A 17126-nucleotide genomic window follows, 5' to 3' on the forward strand; every position below is an offset into this window, starting at 1 on the left:
GAGGAAACATTCCTTGGCCACCTACGTTCTCGCCATCGACCAGGGCACCACCTCCTCGCGGGCCATCCTCTTCCGGCCCGACACCTCCATCGCCGCCGTGGCGCAGCGCGAGTTCCCGCAGCACTTCCCGGCCTCGGGCTGGGTGGAGCACGAGCCGAAGGACCTGTGGGAGACGACGCTCGCGACCTGCCGCGAAGCGCTCGACAAGGCCGGCGCCTCGGCGCGCGAGGTCGCCGCCATCGGCATCACCAACCAGCGCGAGACGACGGTGGTCTGGGACCGGGCGAGCGGCCGGGCCATCCACCGCGCCATCGTCTGGCAGGACCGGCGCACGGCACCGCTCTGCACCCGGCTGAAGGAAGAGGGGCACGAGCCGCTGTTCACGGCGCGCACCGGCCTCATCCTCGATCCCTATTTCTCGGGCACCAAGATCGCCTGGATCCTCGACAACGTACCCGGCGCGCGCGCGCGGGCGGAACGCGGCGAGCTCGCCTTCGGCACCGTCGACAGCTTCCTCCTGTGGCAGCTCACCGGCGGCAGGGTGCATGCGACGGACGCGACCAACGCGGCGCGCACGCTCCTCTTCGACATCCACAAGGGGGAGTGGGACGAGGAGCTCATGCGCCTCCTCGGTGTGCCCCGCTCCATGCTGCCCGAGGTGCGGGACTGCTCGGGCAGGTTCGGCGAGAGCGATGCCTCGCTCTTCGGCGCGCCGATCAGCATCTGCGGCATCGCCGGCGACCAGCAGGCGGCCACCGTCGGCCAGGCCTGCTTCACGCCCGGCATGGTGAAATCGACCTACGGCACGGGGTGCTTCGCGCTCGTCAACACGGGCGCTGCCCCCGTCGCCTCGAAGAACAAGCTGCTCACCACCATCGCCTATCAGCTCGACGGCCGGCGCACCTATGCGCTCGAGGGCTCCATCTTCGTCGCCGGGGCGGCGGTGCAGTGGCTGCGCGACGGGCTCGGCATCATCAAGGACGCGGCCGCGACGGGCCAGCTCGCGGAGGATGCCGACCCGACGCAGCAGGTCTATCTCGTGCCCGCCTTCGTCGGCCTCGGCGCGCCCTACTGGAACCCGGACGTGCGCGGCGCGCTCTTCGGCCTCACGCGCGGCACCGGCCCGGCCGAGCTCGCCCGCGCGGCGCTGGAGAGCGTCTGCTACCAGACCGCCGACCTCCTCGCCGCCATGCGGGCCGACTGGCCGCAGGCGGACGGCGCCGAGACGGTGCTCCGGGTCGACGGCGGCATGGTGGCGTCCGACTGGACGATGCAGCGCCTCGCCGACCTGCTCGCCGCCCCGGTCGACCGGCCGGTGGTGAAGGAGACGACGGCGCTCGGCGCCGCCTATCTCGCCGGCCTCGCCGCCGGCGTCTTCCCCGCCCCGGCGCAGTTCGCGGATCTCTGGCGGGTCGAGCGGCGCTTCGCGCCCGCCATGAGCGAATCGCTGCGCAGCGCCAAGCTCGCCGGCTGGCGCGAGGCCGTGGCGCGGCTCGTCATGCCGGTGGGTTAGGCCCTACAGCACCTCCTCCAGCCAGTCGTAGACGACGGCGAGGCCGAGCGGCAGGTTGCCGACCTGGCAGTGCATATCCGCCCCCTCGGCGCGGGTGAAGACGTGGCGCGTCACGCGGCCTCCAACCTTGGCCGCGAAGACGTCGAGCTGGCGCAGCGCCTCCTCGCCCTCCCCCTCGCCGACCACGGCGAGCGTCGGGCAGGCGATGCGCTCGAGCCCCTCCTCGGCGCGGAAGTCGGCGAGACGCTTCAGCCAGGCATGCGTGCCGTCGACGCCGTAGCGCCGGCAGGCGGACTTGAAGGAGAGCTTCATCGTCACCGGCATCATCTCGTCCGGGATCTCGTCCACATAGGCGAGCGGCAGGTCCTCCATCTCCTCCGCCCCGGGCGGCATGAAGCCGAGGAGATAGGCCTTGAGGTCGACGATGGGCGAGTTGAGGACGAGGGCCTTGAGCCGGGGATCGTGGATGGCGGCCCGTGTCGCGAAATAGCCGCCGAAGCTCACGCCGTAGAGCCCGAGCCTGTCGCCGTTGACATCCGGCCGCGCCAGCGCCGCGTCGATGACGGCGGCGAGCGGCGCCTCGTAGTCCGGCCGGAAGACGAGGTCCGGATAGCGGCGCATCGCCGAGACCTGCCCCGGCCCCTGGGCGAGCAGCACGTTGAAGCCGCGCTCCAGGCCGGCGCGGGCCGCCGAAAAGAACATCTCCTCGTTGGTGCCGTCGAAGCCGGTGATGGCGACGAGCGTGCGCCCGTCGACGGCACCGCCCGCCGGCGCGCAGAAATAACCGGGCAGCAGCACGTCGCCGAAGGGGATGTCGATGGCGATGACGTTGTCGGCGAAGAGGGGCATCGCCGCGGCGAAGCAGCGCTGGCTGGCGAGCCCGTACTGCAGCGCCTCGCCGACGAAGGGATCGCAGAAATATTCGGCCGACCGGTAGTACATCGAGGCCCGGCCGTAATGCTCGCGCGCGCTGACGCGATGGCCGCGCCCGAGCGCGACATCGGCCAGGCGCTCGATGCCGGCGGCGAGATCGGCGAAACGGCGCGGCCATTCGCGCGGCGTTTCGTCGAGCCCGGCCCGGGCGGCGAAGATCTCCCCCGGCGCGCCGCCGCCATAGCTGGCGGCGCCCAGCATGCGCATGAGCTGGAAATCGAGCTCTGGATTGGCAAATCCCGCAATGCGCGTCGCCGTGCGTTCGATGGCCGCCATGCGTTTCTCCCGATACGTGTTGATCCCCGCCCCCGCGAGGGGGCATTAGTGGCAAAACTGGCTGATTGCGCGAAGCCGCGCGTGGAGCGGAGGCATCTTACGTCCATGAGCGACCGTATAGAAACCGATGTCGTCATCGTCGGCGCCGGGCCCGTCGGGCTCTTCGCCGTCTTCGAGCTCGGCCTCCTCGACATCCGGGCCCATCTCATCGACATCCTGCCGAAGGTCGGCGGCCAGTGCGCGGAACTCTACCCGGAGAAGCCGATCTACGACATTCCCGGCTTCCCCATGGTCACCGGCCAGGGTCTCGTCGACAATCTCATGGCGCAGATCGAGCCCTTCCACCCGACCTTCCATCTCTCGGAGATGGTGGAGACGCTCGAGAGCCTCGGCACAGCCGAGGCGCCGCTCTTCCGCCTCAGGACCGACGCGGGCACCGAATTCGTCACGAAGGCCATCATCATCGCGGCCGGGGGCGGCTCGTTCCAGCCCAAGAAGCCGCCGATCCCCGGCATCGAGGGCTTCGAGGGCTCCAGCGTGTTCTATGCCGTGCGGCAGATGGAGCCCTTCCGCCACAAGCGCATCCTCATCGTCGGCGGCGGCGACTCGGCCCTCGACTGGACGGTGAACCTCGCGCCGCTGGCGAAGCGCCTGACGCTGCTGCACCGGCGCGACGCCTTCCGCGCGGCGCCCGATACCGTCAACAAGATGCGCGCCCTCGTCGCCGCGGGAGCGATGGACTTCCACCTCGGCCAGGTGGTCAAGCTCGAGGGCAAGGCACCGGTGCTGGAGGGGGCCGTGGTGCGCCGCGACGACGGCTCGACCTTCACCATCGCCTGCGACGTGCTGCTGCCCTTCTTCGGCCTCACCATGAAGCTCGGCCCCCTCGCCGATTGGGGCCTCAACCTCCACGAGAACCTCGTCCCGGTCGATACCGAGAAGTTCGAGACGAGCGTGCCCGGCATCTTCGCCATCGGCGACATCAACAGCTATCCGGGCAAGCTGAAGCTCATCCTCTCCGGCTTCCACGAGGGGGCGCTCGCCGCCCAGCGCGTGTTCCATTACGTCTATCCGGACAAGCGCCTCGTCTTCCAGTACACGACCTCCTCCACCAGCCTGCAGAAGAAGCTCGGAGTCCACGCCTGAGGCCGCCCTGCGTCGCGGACATGCCAACCCGGCTCGCCCGCAGCTTGACGCTGGCCGCCCCGGCGTCGTCACATGCCCTCAACGAGCATCCGGCGCACGGCGGCGGATGCCACTGACGGGGGAGGTGGGATGACACTGTCGATCTTCGATCTGTCGGGCCGGACGGCCCTCGTCACGGGCTCGGGCCAGGGCATCGGGCTCGCCATCGCCCGCGGCCTTGCCGCAGCGGGCGCGCGCGTCGTCCTCAACGGGCGTGACGCGGCCAAGCTCGACAAGGCGGCCGGGCTCATCCGCGCGGCGGGTGGCGAGGCGGTGGCGATGCCGTTCGACGTGACCGACGCCACGGCGGCGCGCGAGGGCGTCGCCCGCATCGAGCATGAGGTCGGGCCGCTCACCATCCTCGTCAACAACGCCGGCATCCAGCGCCGCGCCCCGCTGGAGGATTTCGCCGACGAGGACTGGCACCAGATCATCCATACCAATCTCGACAGCGTCTATTACGTCGGCCAGGCGGCGGCGCGGCACATGATCCCGCGCGGCTACGGCAAGATCATCAACATCTGCTCCGTCATCAGCGAGCTCGCGCGTCCGACCATCGCGCCCTATGCCGCGAGCAAGGGCGCGGTGAAGATGCTGACCAAGGGCATGGCGGCGGACTGGGGCCGCCACGGCATCCGCGTCAACGGCATCGGCCCCGGCTTCTTCGCCACCGAGATGAACAGCGCCCTCGTCGAGAACGCCGACTTCACCGCCTGGCTGACGAAGCGCACGCCGCTCGGCCGCTGGGGCAAGGTGGAGGAACTCGCCGGCGCCGCCATCTATCTCTCCGCGCCGTCCTCGGACTTCGTGACCGGCCACGTGCTCTATGTCGACGGCGGCGTCACCGGCTCGCTCTGACCCGCGAACAGCTTCGAAAAACAGGGATATTCGGGAAGGAAACACATGAATCAAATCGATTTGACGGGGCGCGTGGCGGTCGTCACCGGCGGCGCCCAGGGCATCGGCCGCGCGGTGGCCGAGCGCTTCAAGGCCTCCGGCGCCAAGCACGTCGAGCTGTGGGACCGTGACGGCGCCCTGGCGGAAGCGGCGGCGAAGGAGATGGGCGCGGGTGTCTCGGCCCGCGCCGTCGACATCACCGACTATGCCGCCGTCGAAGCCGCCGCCAGGGCGGCGGAGGCGGCGCACGGGGCCGTCGACATCCTCGTCAACAGCGCCGGCATCGCCGGGCCGACCTTCAAGGCCTGGGAATACCCGCTCGAGGAGTGGGCGCGCGTGCAGCGGATCAACGTCGACGGCACCTTCCATTGCTGCCGCGCGCTCGTGCCCGGCATGCGCGCGCGCAACTACGGCCGCATCGTGCTCGTCGCCTCCATCGCCGGCAAGGAGGGCAATCCCAACGCCTCGGCCTATTCGGCGTCCAAAGCCGCCGTCATCGGCTTCACCAAGTCGCTCGGCAAGGAGCTCGCCGACCGCAACATCGCCGTCAACTGCATCACGCCGGCCACCGCCAAGACGCGCATCCTCGAACAGGTGAGCGAGGAATTCATCCAGTACATGCTGTCGAAGATCCCGCGCGGGCGCTTCGTCGAGGTCGAGGAAGTGGCGGGCATGGTCGCCTTCCTCGCCTCGGAGGACAACAGCTTCACCACGGGCGCCGTCTTCGACCTGTCCGGCGGGCGCGCCACCTATTGATGGCGCTTGAGCGGCATGGCCGGGCCCGCTAGCTTGACCGCCATGATCGCCATGCCGCCCCTGCCCACCACCGTGCTCGGCGAGCGCCTGATGACGCTCGCCGCCGACCTCAACCAATATTCCGACGAGCCGGGGCGCCTGACGCGCCTCTACCTCTCGCCGGCCCATCGCGCCGCCGCCGAAGCGGTGAAGCGGATGATGGAAGCGGCGGGCATGAGCGCGCATATCGACGCCGCGGGCACCGTCGTCGGCCGCTACGAGGGGATCGAGCCGGGCGCGCCGGCGCTGCTCGTCGGCTCGCACATCGACACCGTGGTCGATGCCGGCAGCTATGACGGCATGCTCGGGGTGCTGGCCGGCATCGTCGCCGTGGAGGAGCTCGCCCGGCGCGGGGAGCGCATGCCCTTCGCCATCGAGGTGCTGGCCTTCGGCGACGAGGAGAACGTCCGCTTCCCCACCAATCTCTCGACCTCGCAGGCGATCGCCGGCACCTACGACCCGGCGTGGCTCGACGGCAGGGACTACGACGGGGTGAGCCTGCGCGAGGCTCTCCTCGCCTTCGGCGGCGACCCCGAGGCCGTGACGCGGCTCGGCCGCGATGCGGGCTCCGTCAAGGGCTACATCGAATTTCACATCGAGCAGGGGCCGGTGCTGGAACGCGAGAACCTGCCGGTCGGCATCGTCAGCGCCATCAACGGCATCACCCGGGCGCGCGGCGTGGTGACGGGCGAAGCCGGCCACGCCGGCACCGTGCCGATGGCGCTGAGGCGCGACGCCTTCGCCGCGCTGAGCGAGATGAACCTCGCGGTCGAGCGCATCGGCGCCCGCGATCCCTCGACCGTGGCGACCATCGGCATGGCCAAGGTGTCGCCCAACGCCTCGAACGTCATTCCGGGCCGCGTCGACTTCATGCTCGACGTGCGCGCGCCGGACGATCCCGTGCGCCACGCCATCGTCGAGGAGATGGTGGCCGAGATGCGCGACATCGCCGCCCGGCGCCATGTGGCACTCGACCTCGACCTTTATTTCGACGCGCCGGCCACCGCCATGGACGCGGGCCTGATGCGCGCGCTGGAGACGGCCGTCGCGGGCCAGGGCATCGCCGCGCGGCACCTGCCGTCGGGCGCCGGCCACGACGCCATGGCCATGGCGCGCCTGTGCCCCTCGGCGATGGTCTTCGTGCGCTGCAAGGGCGGCATCAGCCACAATCCGGCCGAATCGATCACCGCCGACGACGCGGATGTCGCCGTGCGCGTCCTCGTCGACGCCATCAAGGCCTTTGCCGCGCGCAACGGGTGAGGGGCAGGGAACGCCTGCGACTCCCGCCCTGTCCGGCTGTAACGCACAAGGCGTGACGTCACCGGTGCGTCATCGATCCCGTCGTCATGCCCGCGCTTGTCGCGGGCATCCGCGCCTTGAAAGTGCGAGCAACGCCAAACGCGTGGATGGCCGGGACAAGCCCGGCCACGACGAGAGGAACGGGTTGCGCTCGTCGCATCCATGCAACGCACAAACCGGCCATCCGTGTTTTTCATGGTCTACGGTTTTCGCGGATGCCGGCGACCGAACGCGTGAGAGGAGCGGCCGGCAGGGCGCCGCCGCTCACTTCTCCGTCTCGACCAGCCCCTTCACGAACAGGCGCTGCATCGCGATGACCACCGCCACCGGGGGCAGCATGGCGAGGATGGTCGTCGTCATGACGAGGTGCCAGACGGGATCGGCCTCGGCCGCCGCGGCCGCGAGGCGCTGGATGCCCATGACGATGGTGTAGTAGCTCTGGTCCGTCGTGACGAGCAGCGGCCACAGGTACTGGTTCCAGCCGTAGATGAAGAGGATGACGAAGAGCGCGGCGATGTTGGTGCGCGACAGCGGCATCAGGATGGACCAGAAGAAGCGCAGCGGCCCCGCCCCGTCGATGCGCGCCGCCTCCGTCAGCTCGTCCGGGATGGTCATGAACACCTGGCGGAAGAGGAAGGTCGCCGTCGCCGAGGCGATGAGCGGGATGGCGAGGCCCGAATAGCTGTTGAGCATGCCGAGATTGGCCACGACCTCGAAGGTCGGCAGGATGCGCACCTCGACCGGCAGCATCAGCGTGATGAAGATGAGCCAGAAGGCCGTGACCCGGAAGGGGAAACGGAAATAGCAGATGGCGAAGGCCGAGAGCAGCGAGATGGCGATCTTGCCGATGGCGATTGCCATGGCCATGACGAAGCTGTTCCACAGCATCGGCCCGACGGGCGGGAAGCCCGAGACGCTGGAGCCGGTGAACAGCGCTTCCTTGTAGTTGGCGATGAGGCCCGGCCCCGGCAGGAAGCCGATGCGGCCGGTGAGGAAGTCGGTGCCCGGATGGGTCGACGCCACGAAGGCGAGCCACACGGGCAGCACCATGGCGGCGACACCGAGGATGAGCGCCGCATGGGCGGCGAAAGTCAGCTTGCGGCCGGATTCGACCATGTCCCCGCCCCCTCAGTAATGGACCTTGCGCTCGATATGGCGGAACTGCAGCGCCGTCAGGCCGATGACGATGACAAGCAGCACCACCGACTGGGCGGCGGACGCGCCGAGATTGAGCGATTCGAAGCCGTCCTTGAACACCTTGTAGACGAGGATGGTGGTGGACTGGCCGGGACCGCCGCCGGTCGTCGCGTGGATGATGCCGAAGGTGTCGAAGAAGGCGTAGACGATGTTGACGACGAGCAGGAAGAAGGTCGTCGGCGCGAGCAGCGGCCAGACGATCTTGCGGAAGCGCAGCCAGGGACCCGCCCCGTCGAGCGCCGCGGCCTCGACGAGGGTGCGCGGGATGGCCTGCAGCCCGGCGAGGAAGAAGAGGAAGTTGTAGCTCACCTGCTTCCACGAGGCGGCGAGGATGACCATGATGAGCGCATCAGTGCCGTTGAGGTGGTGGTTCCAGTAGATGCCGATGGCCCGGAGGCCACGCGCCACGACGCCGACCGAGGGATCGAACATGAACCACCACAAAATGGCGGCGACGGCGGGGGCCACGGCATAGGGCCAGATGAGCAGCGTCTGGTAGACCATCGCCTTGCGCCCCACCTTGTCGGCGGCGAGCGCGAAGAGGAGGCCGAGGCCGAGCGAGATGCCCGCGACCGAGGCGGAGAAGACGACCGTGATGGCGAAACTCGCCCGGTAGCTCGGATCCTCGAAGAGCGCGACGAAATTGGCGAGGCCGACGAACTGGCGCGACAGGCCGAAGGCGTCTTCGGCGAAGAGCGAGGTGTAGAGCGCCTGACCGGCGGGCCACAGGAAGAAGATGATGGTGATGGCGAGCTGCGGCGCAAGCAGCAGATAAGGCACGATGCCGCCGCCGAAGGTGACCCGTTTTGCCTGCATCGGCCCCCCAGAAGGAACAGGGCGGCGCCCGGTGCAGTCCGGGCGCCGCCATTCACGTTACGCTATTCAGGAGTTGGACTTCTCGAACTGGCGGAGCAGCTCGTTGCCGCGCTTCGCCGCCGCGTCGAGTGCGTCCTTCGCCGACTTCTTGCCGGTCAGCGCGTTCTCCAGCTCCTCCTCGATCATGTCGCGGATCTGGACGAAGTTGCCGAGACGCAGGCCCTTGGAGTTGTCGGTCGGCGGATTGAGGTTCATCTGCTTGATCGAGATGTCGGAACCGGGGTTCTTCTCGTAGAAGCCCTCCGTCTGCGACAGCTCGTAGGCGGCCTTGGTGATCGGCAGGTAGCCGGTCTGCTGGTGCCACCAGGCCTGGACCTCGGGCTTCGACAGGTAGGCGAAGAACTTCGCCGCGCCCTTGTATTCCTCCTTCGGACGACCGGCGAGGACCCAGAGCGTCGCGCCGCCGATGATGGAGTTCTGCGGGGCGCCCTGCACGTCCGGCCAGTAGGGCTGCATGCCGTAGCCGACGCCGAACTTGGCGTTGGCCATGATGTTGGCACGCGCCGCCGAGGAGGCGAAGGTCATGGCGCATTCGCCGGAGAGGAACTTCGGATCCGACTTGCCCTGGCGGCCGCCGTAGTCGAAGACCTTCGACTTCTGCCAGTCGACGAGCGCCGTCCAGTGCTTCTCGAGCGTCGAGTTGTTGATCTTGAGCTCGGTGCCGAGGCCGCCGAAGCCGTTGGCCTCGGTCGACAGCGGGATGTTGTGCATGGCCGAGAAGTTCTCGACATGCACCCAGGACGGCCACTGGGTCGTGAAGCCGCACGCGACGCCCGCCGCCTGCAGCTTCTTGGCGAATTCCTCGACCTCCGGCCAGGTCTTGGGCGGGGTGTTCTCGTCAAGGCCCGCCTTCTTGAAGTGGTCCTTGTTGTAATAGAGGATCGGCGTCGAGGAATTGAACGGGAACGAGAGCATGTTGCCCTGCGTGTCGCTGTAGTAGCCCGTCACCGCCGGCAGATAGGCCTGCGGATCGAACGGCTCGTTCTCGTCCGCCATCAGCTGGTAGACCGGATAGACGGCGCCCTTGGCCGCCATCATCGTCGCCGTGCCGACCTCGAAGACCTGCACGATCGTCGGATGCTGCTTGGCGCGGAAGGCGGCGATGGCGCCCGTCATGGTCTCGGGATAGCTGCCCTTGAAGACCGGGACGACCTTGTACTCGCTCTGCGAGGCGTTGAAGTCGTTCGCGATCTTCTCGAGCTTCTCGCCGAGCGCGCCCGACATGGCATGCCACCACTGGATCTGCGTCTGGGCAGCAGCCGGTCCCGCCGCGGCGATGAAGGCCGCCGCACTTGCCATGGTTACAATACGAGATGCCATGATAGCCTCCCCATCTCCCGGAGCCCCCCTCGGGGACCCTTCTCTTCGTTGCTAGCGAGCATAGCATGACAATGACATGACAGTTCAATGAATAATCGACGACAAACGCAAGCGAAACGAAATTCGAGACTTCAACGAGGAGCGTATCCATGGGGGGCCTGACCCTTTCCACCGCCACCACTCTGCCGACTGATTTCTCCAAGGCAGCCTTGGCCGGCCGCGTCTTCCGGCCCGATGCCGCCGGCCCGTCGGTGGTGACCGTTCGCGAGGGCGAGGTTTTCGATATCAGCCGCGCTTTCGCGACGATGCGTGACCTATGCGAAACTTCCGCACCTGCGGCCGCCCTGCGCGGGGCCGAGGGCGAATCACTCGGCCCGCTCGAGGCCATCCTCGCCAATTCGGTGGAGGCGACGCGCGATTCCACTCGGCCCTACCTCCTCGCCCCCATCGACCTGCAGGCGGTGAAGGCGGCGGGCGTGACCTTCGCCGTGTCCATGCTGGAGCGCGTCATCGAGGAGCGCGCGCGCGGCAATGCGGATGCCGCGGCGGCCATCCGCGAGGAGATCAACCGCCTCGTCGGCAACGACCTCGCCCGCCTCAAGCCCGGCTCGCCCGAGGCCATGCGCCTCAAGGAGGTGCTCGTGGCCCAAGGCGCCTGGAGCCAGTATCTCGAGGTCGGCATCGGGCCGGACGCCGAGATCTTCACCAAGGCCCAGCCCCTGTCGAGCGTGGGCACGGGGGCGGATGCCGGCATCCACGCCATCTCTACCTGGAACAATCCCGAGCCCGAGGTGGTGCTGGTCGTCGCCTCGGACGGGCGCATCGTCGGCGCCACCCTCGGCAACGACGTCAACCTGCGCGACGTCGAGGGCCGCTCGGCCCTGCTCCTCGGCAAGGCGAAGGACAACAACGCGAGCTGTGCGGTCGGCCCCTTCCTGCGCTTCTTCGACGACGGCTTCTCGCTCGACGACGTGCGCCGCATGCACGTGACGCTGACGGTGGAGGGCGAGGACGGTTTCCGCATGGAGGGCTTCTCCACCATCGAGAAGATCAGCCGCGATCCGGCCGATCTCGCCGCCCAGATGATCGGCAAGCACCACCAGTATCCGGACGGGGCGGTGCTGTTCCTCGGCACGCTGTTCGCGCCGGTCGAGGACCGCGATGCGCCGGGCAAGGGTTTCACCCACAAGGTGGGCGACATCGTCACCATCGCCGCCCCGCAGCTCGGCAGCCTCGTCAACCGCATGCGCCACAGCCAGGATTGCGCACCGTGGACCTTCGGCACCGGGCAGCTGATGCGCAACCTCGCCAAGCGCGGCCTCCTCTGAGCCGCCCCGCGGGCCGGAACCGGACATGAACCAGCATCGCCGACCGCCAGCCTCCGGGACAGCCGCCGGCGATGCCATCGCGGATGATGGAGCGGCCGCGTTCCTCGCCGTGCGGCCGCGGCTCCTTGCCATCGCCCATCGTATGCTCGGCACGATGGGCGACGCCGAGGACGTGGTGCAGGATGCCTTCCTGCGCTTCCATGCCGCCGGCGGGGCAATCGACAATCCGGAGGCCTGGCTCGTCACGGTGACGAGCCGGCTCGCCATCGACCGGCTGCGGGCCGCGCGGCGCGAGCGCGCCGCCTATGACGGGCCGTGGCTGCCGGAGCCCTGGACGGGATCGGACGACGGCGACGTCTTCACCGGCGACCTGCCCTATGCCGTCCTCGTGCTGATGGAGCGCCTCGGCCCGGTGGAGCGCTGCGCCTTCGTGCTGCGCGAGCTCATCGACATGCCCTATGCCCGCCTTGCCGAAGTGCTCGGCCGCAGCGAGGCGGCCTGCCGGCAGATCGTCGCCCGGGCGCGGCGCCGGCTCGGCGACGGGCAGCTCCCCGCGGCGCCGGCCGATGCCCTGGCGCGCCGTCGGCGGCATGAAACCCTCATGGAAGAGTTCCGCCTCGCGCTCGCCGCCGGGGATGCCGAGCGCCTCATCCGCCTGCTGGCGCCTGACGCGACCATCACGACCGACGGCGGCGGCAAGGTGCTTGCCGCCCGCAACATCGTGCGCGGCGCCGGGCGGATCGTGCGACTGGTGCTGGGGGTCGCCCGCAAGCTCGGCCGCGGCCGCGTCGACCGGCCGGCGCGCTTTGCCGGCGAAGCAGGGTTCGTCACTTACGAGGAGGAACGCCCGGTGCGGATCGTGATGGCGGCGAGCGACGGCGAGCGGATCACGGCCATCTATTTCGTGCTCAATCCGGACAAGCTCGTCCGCATGCCCGCGGACGGCTGAGCCGAAGTTTTTTGCGGCTTCCCTGTCACAAGGCGTCCCTGTGCAGCGTCTTCAAGGGCATGCGGCCTCGCTCGGCCGTGCACAGGAGCACATGATGACGAGAACCATCAACGCCTACGGTATCATCCCCGACGTCTTCGCCACGGCGCGCCGGCTCAACGGCGACATCGAGGGGCTCGGCCTCGACATGACGCTCGTCGAGCTGGTGAAGACGCGCGCCTCGCAGATCAACGGCTGCGCCTATTGCGTGCACATGCACGGCGGCGATGCGGTGAAGAAATACGGCGAGAAGCCGGAGCGGCTCTATCTCCTGCCGACATGGCGGGAATCGCCCGCCTTCGATGCGCGCGAGCGCGCCGCCCTCGCCTATGCGGAAGCGATGACACGCATGGACGACCATGCCGCCCTCGTCCGGGCCTCGGCCGCCCTCGACGAGCATTTCTCCGAGAAGGAGGTCGTCGCGCTGACGGCGCTCCTTGCCATGATCAACTTCTGGAACCGCATCGCGGTCGGCTTCGGCACCCAGCACGCGCCGGTCTGATCGACCTCAGATGACGTTCGCCTCGCGCAGCGGCCGCTGCGCGAGGATGCGGCCGTAGCCGAGGTCGGAGAGGTCGAGCGTCACGAAGCGCCCGTGCACGATCTCCTCGGCGATGCCGCGGCCGACGGCGGGGGCCTGCTGCAGGCCGTGGCCGGAGAAGCCGTTGGCGAGGAAGAGGTTCTCGACCTCGCCGGCACGGCCGACGATGGCGTTGTGGTCGAGGAGGTTCATGTCGTAGGGGCCGGACCAGGCCCGGCCGGGGCGGATGTGCTCGAAGGCGGGCACGCGCATGGCGAGCGCCGGCCAGATCACCTCCTCGAACAGCGACCAGTCGACCGCCTCCGCATCGCCGTCCCAGTCGGGATCGGCCTCGGCCTCCGGCGAGATGCCGCAGATGAACATCTGCCCCTCGGCGCCGCGATGGCCCTCGGGCCGCACATAGGCGCCGGAGGTGTCGATCATCAGCGGGCAGTTGTCGACGGGCCCCTTGCAGGTGAAGCTGAAGACATAGCGCTTCCTGGCATGGACGGGGATGTCTATGCCGGCGCTCGCGGCGATGCGCCGCCCGTCCGAGCCCGCGCAATCGACCACCGCGCCGCAGGCGATGCGGCTGCCGTCGGCAAGGTGCACGGCGACGACGCGGCCGCCCTGCCGCTCGAGATGCGCGACCTCGCCGGTGCGGTACTCGGCCCCGAGCGCCCGCGCCTTCTTGCGGAAGGCCTGCAGGAGGCCCCAGCCGTCGAACCAGCCCTCGCCGCTGCGGCCCCAGGCGCCGGCGAGAAGATCGTCCGTGGCGAGCCAAGGGAATTTTTCCTTGAGCCCGGCGGGATCGAAGACGGCGATGTCGGCGCCCTCCGCTTCCTGCACCGCGCGATTGCTGGCGAGCGTCTCGGCCCCCTCGGGCGTTGCCGCGAGATAGAGATAGCCGCCCTCGGTGAGATCGATCACCGGCCGCTCGTCGCCGACGGCAAGGCGCGCGCCGATGTCGCGCAGGAAGGCGATGCCGTGGAGCGAGATGCGGATGTTCACCGGGCTCGAGAACTGCTGCCGGATGGAAGCCGCCGACAGCGCCGAGGCGGAGCGCGCGTAGGTCGGATCCTTCTCGATCACGACGACCCGGCCGGAAAAGGCGGGATCGGACAGGAGATGGAAGGCGACGGAGGAGCCCATCACCGCACCGCCGACGATGACGACGTCGGCGGTCTCGGCCGAAGGGGTGGAACCGTTGGGGGTCTGGGACATGATCCTGGCAGCGCCGAAGTGAGCGGAGGCGAAGCGTCGCGGATGGCGGCTTCATGAGCAGCCCGCATGATTGCCGCATGCGGCGTGGCTTGTCCATGGGCTGCTGGCGTCGCAGCTGCGGAGAGCAAGCCCCTCACCCCACCTGCCCGGCTGCCTCCGTCCCGCACTCCGCCAGCAGCCAGTCGCGAAAGGCCGCGAGCGCCGGGCGGTCCGCCTTCTCTTCGGGATAGACGAGGTAATAGGCCTCCTCGCTCGTGATCGGCCGCTCGAAGGGCACGACGAGGGCGCCGGCGCGCAATTCGTCCTCGACGAGGAAACGCGGCACGATGGCGAGGCCAAGGCCGGCGACGGCCGCCTGCGCCACCATGGCGAACTGCTCGAAACGCGGGCCCATGACGGCCCGGTCGGCCGAGAGCCCCTGGGCCGCGAGCCACAGCCCCCAGGCGCGCGGGCGCGTCGCCTGTTGCAGCAGCGGAACGGTGAGCACGTCCGCCACCTCGGCGAGCCCAAGGCGGGCGACGAGCGCCGGGCTCGCCACCGGCACGATCACCTCGCCCATCAGCCGGTGCATGCGGGCACCGGGCCACACCGCCTCGCCGAAATGGATCGCCGCATCAAGCCCCTCGCGCGCGAAGTCGAAGGGCAGGATGCGCGTGGCGAAGTTGATGGTGACGCCCGGATGGCGCTGGAAGAAGCCGGGCAGGCGCGGGATGAGCCAGCGCGTGCCGAAGGTCGGCAGGATGGCGAGGTCGAGGATGCCGCCGGCCCCGCGGAAGGCCATGGCGTTGACGGTCGCGGCGGTGAGCCGCGCCAGCGCCTCGCGCACCTCCCCGGCATAGGCGCTGCCGGCCGCCGTCAGCACCACGCGCTGGCGCACCCGCTCGAAGAGCTTGAGGCCGAGCTGCGCCTCCACCGCCGCCACCTGGCGGCTGACGGCGCCCTGCGTCAGGTTGAGCTCCTCCGCCGCCTTGGTGAAGGACAGGTGCCGCGCCGCCGCCTCGAAGGCGGCGAGCGCGGTCAGCGAGGGCAAGGCGAGACGCTGCTGGACATCGCGCATCATTCATTCCATTTCATCATGAACTCGTGAGAACATATCGTTTGAAACGCGGACATGAAACCGCCATCCTGTCGCGACGACGAGACCCTGCATCCGCGATGCATCAGACGGCGGCCGCCTCACCCCCGTTGAGGCAGGGGCCGCACAACGCTCCGGGAAGAGACATGACCGTTCACACCGCCGCCGCTTCCGCCCGCGAGGAGGCGCTCGCCATCCTGAAGCGCCTCGGCGTGTCCGACACCGCCTTCGCTTCGACGGGCCTCGCCGCCCGCTCGCCCGTCACCGGCGAGATCATCGCCCATATCCGGGAGGCCGGCGCCGCCGAGACCCGCGCGGCTGTCGACCGCGCCGAAAAAGCCTTCGCCGAATGGCGCAGGGTGCCGGCGCCGCGGCGCGGCGAGTTCGTGCGCCTCCTCGGCGAGGAGCTGCGCGCCGCCAAGGAGGACCTCGGCCTTCTGGTGACGCTGGAAGCGGGCAAGATCGTCTCCGAAGGCCTCGGGGAGGTGCAGGAGATGATCGACATCTGCGACTTCGCCGTCGGCCTATCGCGCCAGCTCTACGGCCTCACCATCGCCACCGAGCGGCCGGACCATCGCATGATGGAGACGTGGCACCCGCTCGGCCCCGTCGGCGTCATCACCGCCTTCAACTTCCCCGTCGCCGTCTGGTCGTGGAATGCCGCGCTCGCCTTCGTCTGCGGCGACCCGGTGATCTGGAAGCCGTCCGAGAAGACGCCGCTCACCGCGCTCGCCGTGACCGCCATCGCCGAACGGGCGGCCAAGCGCTTCGGCGGCGTGCCCGAGGGCCTTTTCGAACTCGTCATCGGCGGCCGCGAGGCCGGTGAGGCCCTGGTCGCCGACGCGCGCGTGCCGCTCGTCTCGGCCACCGGCTCCACCGCCATGGGCCGCAAGGTCGGCCCCAAGCTCGCCGAGCGCTTCGCCCGCGCCATCCTGGAGCTCGGCGGCAACAACGCCGCCGTCGTCGCCCCCTCGGCCGACCTCGACATCGCCTTGCGGGCGATCGCCTTCGCCGCCATGGGCACGGCGGGCCAGCGCTGCACGACGCTGCGCCGGCTCATCGTCCATGCCAGCGTCTATGACAAGCTGGTGCCGCGCCTCGCCAAGGTCTACGGCAACGTCGCCATCGGCGATCCGCGCGTGAAGGGCACGCTCGTCGGCCCGCTCATCGACAAGGCCGCCTTCGACGGCATGGAGAAGGCGCTCGCCGAGGCGAAGAGCCTCGGCGCCACGGTGCACGGCGGCGGGCGCGTCGCCGGCATCGGCGGCGAGGAGGCCTATTACGCCCGCCCGGCCCTCGTCGAGATGCCGGGCCAGAGCGGCCCGATGCTGCGCGAGACCTTCGCGCCCATCCTCTACGTGGTGAAATACGACACGCTGGAGGAGGCGATCGCCCTGCACAACGGCGTCGGCGCCGGCCTCTCCTCCTCCATCTTCACGCTCGACATGCGCGAGGCCGAGCGCTTCGTCTCGGCGGAGGGCTCGGACTGCGGCATCGCCAACGTCAACATCGGCCCCTCGGGCGCCGAGATCGGCGGCGCCTTCGGCGGCGAGAAGGAGACGGGCGGCGGCCGCGAGGCGGGCTCCGACGCCTGGAAGGCCTACATGCGCCGCGCCACCAATACCATCAATTACGGCACGGCCCTGCCGCTGGCGCAGGGCGTGACCTTCGACGTGGACGCGTGAGCGGCCGGGCGCAAC

15 protein-coding genes are annotated in these 17126 nt (G+C 69.4%); 9 read left to right on the plus strand and 6 right to left on the minus strand.

The features are described 5' to 3' along the window. The first annotated feature begins 13 nt into the window (after window positions 1-13). Window positions 14-1513, plus strand: a complete 1500-nt coding sequence (glpK, locus tag GGR16_RS08985; RefSeq protein ID WP_246372966.1) for a glycerol kinase GlpK — start codon at window positions 14-16, stop codon at window positions 1511-1513. 3 nt (window positions 1514-1516) lie between these two features. Here the strand turns inward: glpK and GGR16_RS08990 are convergent, their stop codons facing one another. Next, entirely contained in the window at window positions 1517-2722 is a 1206-nt protein-coding gene (locus tag GGR16_RS08990) for an alpha/beta hydrolase family protein (protein ID WP_183316404.1), read from the minus strand. 105 nt (window positions 2723-2827) lie between these two features. On the opposite strand from GGR16_RS08990, the gene GGR16_RS08995 reads away from it, so the two are divergent. The 4 genes from GGR16_RS08995 to GGR16_RS09010 all read left to right on the plus strand — a co-directional run bounded on the left by GGR16_RS08995 (window position 2828) and on the right by GGR16_RS09010 (window position 6859). Beyond that, window positions 2828-3868 (plus strand): NAD(P)/FAD-dependent oxidoreductase, encoded by a 1041-nt coding sequence (locus tag GGR16_RS08995; RefSeq protein ID WP_183316405.1) that lies wholly within the window; start codon window positions 2828-2830, stop codon window positions 3866-3868. A gap of 129 nt (window positions 3869-3997) precedes the next feature. After that, window positions 3998-4765, plus strand: a complete 768-nt coding sequence (locus GGR16_RS09000; protein WP_183316406.1) for a glucose 1-dehydrogenase — start codon at window positions 3998-4000, stop codon at window positions 4763-4765. Window positions 4766-4810: 45 nt separating this feature from the next. After that, window positions 4811-5560 (plus strand): SDR family NAD(P)-dependent oxidoreductase, encoded by a 750-nt coding sequence (locus GGR16_RS09005; protein WP_019404848.1) that lies wholly within the window; start codon window positions 4811-4813, stop codon window positions 5558-5560. Between the two features lie 15 nt (window positions 5561-5575). Further along, window positions 5576-6859: an allantoate amidohydrolase gene (locus GGR16_RS09010; RefSeq protein WP_246372968.1), complete on the plus strand. Its 1284-nt coding sequence runs from the start codon at window positions 5576-5578 to the stop codon at window positions 6857-6859. 303 nt (window positions 6860-7162) lie between these two features. Here the strand turns inward: GGR16_RS09010 and ugpE are convergent, their stop codons facing one another. The 3 genes from ugpE to ugpB form a co-directional block, all read right to left on the minus strand. After that, entirely contained in the window at window positions 7163-8014 is an 852-nt protein-coding gene (gene ugpE / locus GGR16_RS09015) for a sn-glycerol-3-phosphate ABC transporter permease UgpE (protein ID WP_183316407.1), read from the minus strand. A 12-nt stretch (window positions 8015-8026) separates the two neighbouring features. After that, the gene (gene ugpA, locus GGR16_RS09020; RefSeq protein WP_019404845.1) at window positions 8027-8911 is read right to left on the minus strand and encodes a sn-glycerol-3-phosphate ABC transporter permease UgpA; all 885 of its coding nucleotides are present in this window, start codon (window positions 8909-8911) and stop codon (window positions 8027-8029) included. 66 nt (window positions 8912-8977) lie between these two features. Next, a complete protein-coding gene (gene ugpB, locus GGR16_RS09025) occupies window positions 8978-10291 on the minus strand; it encodes a sn-glycerol-3-phosphate ABC transporter substrate-binding protein UgpB (protein ID WP_246372970.1) in 1314 nt (437 codons plus the stop codon). 149 nt (window positions 10292-10440) lie between these two features. On the opposite strand from ugpB, the gene GGR16_RS09030 reads away from it, so the two are divergent. From GGR16_RS09030 to GGR16_RS09040, 3 genes are all read left to right on the plus strand, one after another. Next, window positions 10441-11619, plus strand: a complete 1179-nt coding sequence (locus tag GGR16_RS09030) for a fumarylacetoacetate hydrolase family protein (RefSeq protein WP_183316408.1) — start codon at window positions 10441-10443, stop codon at window positions 11617-11619. A gap of 25 nt (window positions 11620-11644) precedes the next feature. After that, window positions 11645-12568, plus strand: coding sequence for a sigma factor (locus GGR16_RS09035; RefSeq protein ID WP_019404842.1), 924 nt, complete (start codon window positions 11645-11647; stop codon window positions 12566-12568). A 94-nt stretch (window positions 12569-12662) separates the two neighbouring features. Beyond that, window positions 12663-13109 carry a carboxymuconolactone decarboxylase family protein gene (locus tag GGR16_RS09040; RefSeq protein ID WP_072249501.1) on the plus strand — a complete coding sequence of 149 codons (447 nt, stop codon included), beginning with the start codon at window positions 12663-12665 and terminating at the stop codon, window positions 13107-13109. Between the two features lie 6 nt (window positions 13110-13115). Here GGR16_RS09040 and GGR16_RS09045 read toward each other — a convergent pair whose 3' ends face one another. Both GGR16_RS09045 and GGR16_RS09050 read right to left on the minus strand, forming a co-directional pair. Continuing rightward, on the minus strand, window positions 13116-14351 hold the full coding sequence (locus GGR16_RS09045) for an NAD(P)/FAD-dependent oxidoreductase (RefSeq protein ID WP_019404840.1): 1236 nt from the start codon (window positions 14349-14351) through the stop codon (window positions 13116-13118). A 133-nt stretch (window positions 14352-14484) separates the two neighbouring features. After that, complete coding sequence (locus GGR16_RS09050) at window positions 14485-15408, minus strand: LysR family transcriptional regulator (protein ID WP_183316853.1); 924 nt, start codon at window positions 15406-15408, stop codon at window positions 14485-14487. A gap of 164 nt (window positions 15409-15572) precedes the next feature. On the opposite strand from GGR16_RS09050, the gene amaB reads away from it, so the two are divergent. Further along, the gene (amaB, locus tag GGR16_RS09055) at window positions 15573-17111 is read left to right on the plus strand and encodes an L-piperidine-6-carboxylate dehydrogenase (RefSeq protein WP_183316409.1); all 1539 of its coding nucleotides are present in this window, start codon (window positions 15573-15575) and stop codon (window positions 17109-17111) included. The last annotated feature ends 15 nt before the right edge of the window (window positions 17112-17126 follow it).

The organism is Chelatococcus caeni, from assembly GCF_014196925.1.
Taxonomy (GTDB): Bacteria; Pseudomonadota; Alphaproteobacteria; order Rhizobiales; family Beijerinckiaceae; genus Chelatococcus_A; species Chelatococcus_A caeni.